The sequence below is a fragment of the Phyllobacterium sp. genome (genome assembly GCF_037994405.1).
Lineage (GTDB): Bacteria > Pseudomonadota > Alphaproteobacteria > Rhizobiales > Rhizobiaceae > Phyllobacterium.
The window spans coordinates 1-5,338 of sequence record NZ_JBBNAN010000443.1 but is presented as its reverse complement, the minus strand read 5'-3'; the positions used below and the strand labels follow the sequence as shown (position 1 = coordinate 5,338).

Annotated in this window: 3 protein-coding genes and 1 pseudogene; 3 read left to right on the top strand and 1 reads right to left on the bottom strand. The window is 54.3% G+C overall.

Annotated features, from left to right (window positions below):
* Positions 1-892 (top strand): annotated as a pseudogene (locus AAAC48_RS24145) (zinc-binding alcohol dehydrogenase family protein); the annotation flags it as partial.
* 292 nt (positions 893-1,184) lie between these two features.
* Here AAAC48_RS24145 and AAAC48_RS24140 read toward each other — a convergent pair.
* Positions 1,185-1,715, bottom strand: a complete 531-nt coding sequence (locus AAAC48_RS24140; RefSeq protein WP_340656623.1) for an Hsp20/alpha crystallin family protein — start codon at positions 1,713-1,715, stop codon at positions 1,185-1,187.
* A 350-nt stretch (positions 1,716-2,065) separates the two neighbouring features.
* Between AAAC48_RS24140 and ftsH the strand changes: the two genes are divergently transcribed.
* Both ftsH and AAAC48_RS24130 read left to right on the top strand, forming a co-directional pair.
* The gene (gene ftsH / locus AAAC48_RS24135) at positions 2,066-3,919 is read left to right on the top strand and encodes an ATP-dependent zinc metalloprotease FtsH (protein WP_340656622.1); all 1,854 of its coding nucleotides are present in this window, start codon (positions 2,066-2,068) and stop codon (positions 3,917-3,919) included.
* Between the two features lie 545 nt (positions 3,920-4,464).
* Positions 4,465-5,112: a BON domain-containing protein gene (locus AAAC48_RS24130; protein WP_340656621.1), complete on the top strand. Its 648-nt coding sequence runs from the start codon at positions 4,465-4,467 to the stop codon at positions 5,110-5,112.
* Positions 5,113-5,338 lie beyond the last annotated feature (226 nt).

Below are 5,338 nucleotides of genomic sequence, written 5' to 3'. Positions count from 1 at the left end.
GTGCCGCACAGACCTTCATGTCGTCGACGGCGATCTCAAGGATGCACAGTTGCCGCTTATCCCCGGACATGAAATCGTCGGCAAAGTCGTTGACGTCGGAGAGTGTGTTATTGCAACGCGTCTCCGGCAACGTGTCGGCGTTCCGTGGCTCGGACACACGTGCGGGCGATGCGATTATTGCAGGAACGGGGCTGAAAACCTTTGCGACGACCCTATATTCACTTGGGTACACCCGTGATGGCGGGTTCGCGACGCACGTGATTGCCGACGACATTTTTCGTTCGAACTTGATCCGACTGCAGATCCAGTTTCTCTGGCACCGCTTTTATGTGCCGGCTTGATCAGTTGGCGTTCGCTCAAAGGCCGGCGAAGCCAGGAAAATCGGACTTTATGGTTTCGGTGCTGCAGCTCACATCATCGCGCAGATCTGCACGTGGGAGGGTCGTGAAGTCTACGCGTTTACCCGTAAAGGAGATTTGCAGGCGCAGAGCTTGCCAAGAAACTCGGTGCCGCCTGGACGGGCGGCTCGGCGGAAAGACCGCCCAAGGAACTGGACGCCGCCATCATTTTCGCTCCGATGGGCAATCTTGTACCAAAAGCCTTACGAGCCGTGCGCAAAGGTGCCCGCGTTGTTTTGTGGCGGTATTCATATGAGTGAAATTCCGAGCATGCCATATGCGACAATCTGGGGCGAACGCGAACTCCTTTCCGTCGCAAACCTGACGCGTCAGGATGCCAGGGATTTCTTTCCAATTGCTGCCAAAGCCGGAGTGTGGACAACTACCAGCGCTATTCGTTGGAAGAGGCGAATATCGCGCTGGAGGATCTACGGTCCGGACATTTGAGCGGAGCGGCGGTAATTATTCCTTGCGGAAGTCCGCAGGTATCATAGTGGCGCAACCCGTCAGGGACGGAGCACGCGTCGAGTTTCGGACAGAAGGTCATGCTAGATCATTCGGATTCCCGTTCGCGCAACCGCCTGACGAAATCCTCATCGACAGCGAGATATTTTGCGATCTTATCGTCGCTCATGCCCAAATCGACCAATGTTGCAAGCGCCGTCTGAGGCCAAGGCTCCAGACAGCGCTCTGCACGACAACGGCGCATTTCTAAATTCGAAGATTCATTCTGGGTGTTCCCTTACGAACCTCTCGACGTCAGCGCCGCGCGAGGGTAGGAGCAGTTCATGCTGCCTTGATGGCAATCTTCTTGTTGGTTTTCTGCGCCTGAGCGGTCTTGGGCAGCTTTAGCTTGAGCACGCCTTTGGAAAAGCTCGCCTCGATCTTGTCCGCATCCACCCCTTCGGGTAGCTGGAAGACGCGGTGAAACGATCCATAGCGCCGTTCCGAAAGATAATAGTCCTTTTCGCGCTCTTCCTTCTCTTCGCTTTTCTCGCCTTTGATGGACAACGTATGGTTTGAAAGTTTGATCTCGATATCCTTTTCATCCATTCCTGGAAGTTCTGCCGAAATCTCATATTCCTTGTCTTTCTCGACCATATCGGTGGCTGGCGCTATCTGCCACGCAGCTGGATGAGGAACCTCAACCCCGAAGATCGACCGTCCGAACGGGAACCGCCAAGTGGAAGGACTGAAGTCATCGAAAATCCGGTCGATTTCGTGCCGCAAGTTCTCGAATGTTGATCGCGGCGAACTTGAAGTGACACTCGTTTTCTTGTCGGATTTGATGGGAAGTTTGGTCATTTTATCGGCCATATTCTTTCTCCTTTATCTAAGGTTGCAGGGGACTTGTTGCCGCTCACGCTTGGAGACATGCTCGAAACGTTCAAGACAACTCGCCCAATGTCCGGACGTCGCGTTACTCGCTGATCAGATGCCCTTCCGGTTTCCTGCCAGTAGGCTTGGCGCGACCGCAGACAATGAATTCATCAAACCAAGATCTCGATCCCACAGCATTGATCCGGATCAATATGCCGCGTCATTGCAAATGATCGCCGAGACTTCATTGTTGGTGATGAGCTCGCTTTGATGCGCATCAAGGACGCTTCAGCAAGGAGTGTATATTCTGCCTGCAACGGCGGACGCGACCAGAAGCGAGAACGATCATGGACCGAAAACTGGCCTACACCATCGGTTACATTGTCATCACCTTTAGTATCATTGCGACTCTCCAGTTCTGGGCGGGCTACCGGACCGTCGCGCACGTATCCTACAGCGATCTCAATCGATTGGTCTCTGAACAAAAGATCAAAGCGGCGACTGTTACGGAAACGACCATTCAGGGCGAGTTTAACGAGCCACAGGACGGCAAGCGGTTTTTTGTAACGCAGCGCGTCGATCCAGCCATGGCCGAGAAATTTTCCAGTGCCGGAATAAAGGTCTCGGGTGGCACCGATAGCACGACGTTGACGGCACTCCTGTCATGGGTGTTTCCTCTCCTGATTATGTTTGGAGTTTGGGCGTTTCTGTTTCGCGGCTTTGCTGATCGGCAGGGTGGCTTGATCGGTATCGGAAAATCAAAAGCAAAAGTCTACATGGAGCGTCAGACCGGCGTCTCGTTTGACGACGTTGCAGGGGTTGACGAAGCCAAGGAGGAATTGAAAGAAATCGTAGCCTTCCTGAAGGATCAGAAAAAATATGGCCGTCTCGGTGCACGCGTGCCAAAGGGTATTTTGTTAGTGGGGCCACCGGGGACCGGAAAGACCCTTATGGCACGAGCGGTTGCGGGCGAGGCCAGAGTTCCCTTTTTTTCGATATCCGGCTCGGAATTCGTCGAAATGTTTGTGGGCGTGGGCGCTGCCCGGGTGAGGGATTTGTTCCAGCAGGCCCGCCAATCGGTGCCGTGCATTATCTTCATCGATGAACTCGATGCGCTTGGCCGCGCACGCAGTCCCTTCGCCGGCTATGGCGGCGGCGATGAAAAGGAACAGACGCTCAATCAGCTGCTGTCGGAATTGGATGGATTTGACCCGAGCGTGGGCATTGTGTTGCTTGCGGCCACCAATAGGCCAGAAATCCTCGATCCGGCGTTGCTGAGGGCAGGGCGTTTTGACAGGCAAGTAATTCTCGACAGGCCAGATCGTAAAGGCCGCGAACAAATCCTCGCCATTTACATGCGCAAGATCACGATTGGCCCGGATGTCCTTCCTGCAGACGTGGCAGCCATGACCCCGGGTTTTACAGGGGCGGATCTTGCAAATCTTGTCAACGAAGCAGCCATCGTTGCAACGCGGCGTAAAGCCGAGATGGTAAGCATGACTGACTTCACCAACGCAGTTGAACGCATTGTCGCCGGCTCCGAGCGAAGAAGTCGATTGTTGAAACCGCAGGAGCGCGAGCGGGTAGCATACCATGAGATGGGGCACGCATTGATTGCCACGATCTTGCCGGGGGCCGATCCTGTACAAAAAGTATCGATCATTCCGCGGTCCATCGGAGCGCTTGGGTACACAATGCAACGACCGACAGAGGATCGTTTCCTGATCACGGCAAACGAATTACGCGAACGCATGGTGGTCCTTTTGGGCGGGCGCGCCGCGGAAGATCTGATCTTCGAGGAGATTTCGACGGGAGCGGCAGATGACCTCGCCAAAGTCACTGACATCGCGCGTCAATGCGTGACGCAGTTCGGCATGAGCAGCGCCGTTGGTCAGGCCGTGCTTGAACATCGCAATTTGCAGTGGCTTCCAGAAGGTCAAAACTTTGGCCGACAGAAAGACTACTCCGACGAGACGTCGCGAGAAGTGGATCTGGCCGTTCGGTCAATGATCAATGAGGCGTTTGTATCGGCCAAGGATATACTCAACGAACACCGGCGCGATTTAGAGGCTGGGGCCAAATTGCTCATCGCAAGAGAAACGATTGCGCCTGAAGATTTTCCGCCACTGAGGCGACGAGAATCTCTTGCAACGCCGCAGGCTCCGAAAGATCATTCTCGCCGTGCCGAACGCGACACGTGAAACGGTTGGAGCCTTGAAACAAGGTCAATGAGGCCGATGTATCCAATCCGCAACCTTGGCATCTAGGAAATGCTGCCTCGCGTCCATCGCTCGGAAACAACGATCCACCCAATGGCAATGATGATGAGACCGCAAATGATCGCGTTCCATCTCGCTGCTGGCATGGCTGCGGATTGAAGAATCCAGGGGGAAGCAATCAACCATGCAGCAACGGCATCCATTCCCGCCACGCTCATAGGGACACAAAGCTATGAAACCAAGCAGGACTACGCCGACAATGATAAAGTGCCACGAGGCGATATCGAGTCCAACTGTGTCCGGGCTGCTGTATCTCAGCATCCATGGCGACGCGACAAGCCAGACGCCAAGCATCGCTTCCAACCCATTCTGCCAATGCTGTCTTTGCATGAAGGCTTCCTTTTTACGCAAGACAGTCCAATTTAATACCGCAACGCACGCCTGCATTGAGCTGGATCAATGATCGCCTCCAATATTGATGGCATAAAACCCAATTGGAGATTTTGCTATCAAGTAAGGAGAACTTGATGTCGGACAGCTCATTAAGACAAGACATCTTTGATGAACTAGAATACGAGCCAAGCATTGATGCCGTGAATGTGGGTGTCGCTGTCAAAGACGGGATCGTCACACTAACCGGAAACGTTGCCTCCTTTGCTCAACGAATGTCGCTGCGCGATGCGGTACTGCGGGTGAAGGGAGTAAATGCGGTCGTTCAGGAAATCGAAGTCGTGCCCGCAGGAGCCCATGCGGTTACGGATGAAGAAATTGCCCGGCGAACGGTCAATATGCTGAGTTGGAACGTCGTAGTTCCCGAGAACACGGTGCAAGTGGAAGTCAGACAAGGGTGGGTGCAACTGACCGGCAATGTCGAATGGCAATATCAGAAAGACGCTGCGGAAAGTGCCATCTGGCGTATGCCCGGCGTCATTGGGGTTTCCAACAATATTAAAATCGTTCCAGCGGTAACGCCTGTCGACATCAAGAAGCGAATAGAGGCCGCTTTCAAGCGTGATGCGGCGCTGGAAGCCCAAGCCGTAACTGTAAGCGTGACTGGCGGCACGGTAAAGCTGGAAGGTCGTGTGAACGCCTGGACGGAACGAAGGGCGGCGGCACGTGCAGCCTGGTCTGCGCCGGGCGTCAGGGTCGTCGAAAATCATATTACCGTGGTCTAAAGGTCGGAATCACAACAACGCTCGCAGAGCCATGACCTGGGGTTCGCGATCGTAGGAGGAACGGAGATGAAACACGAGGTACCGGAAAAGCGGGTGTCACGAGAAACGGCATCCATGGATATGTTGCAGCAAGTGCACCGGGACATGCCAAAGCGGCCACAAAAGCCAAACGGCCTGTCGGAAATTCTGCGCAAGGCAAAGGGCGGGTTTTCGCACCTGCGGCTAC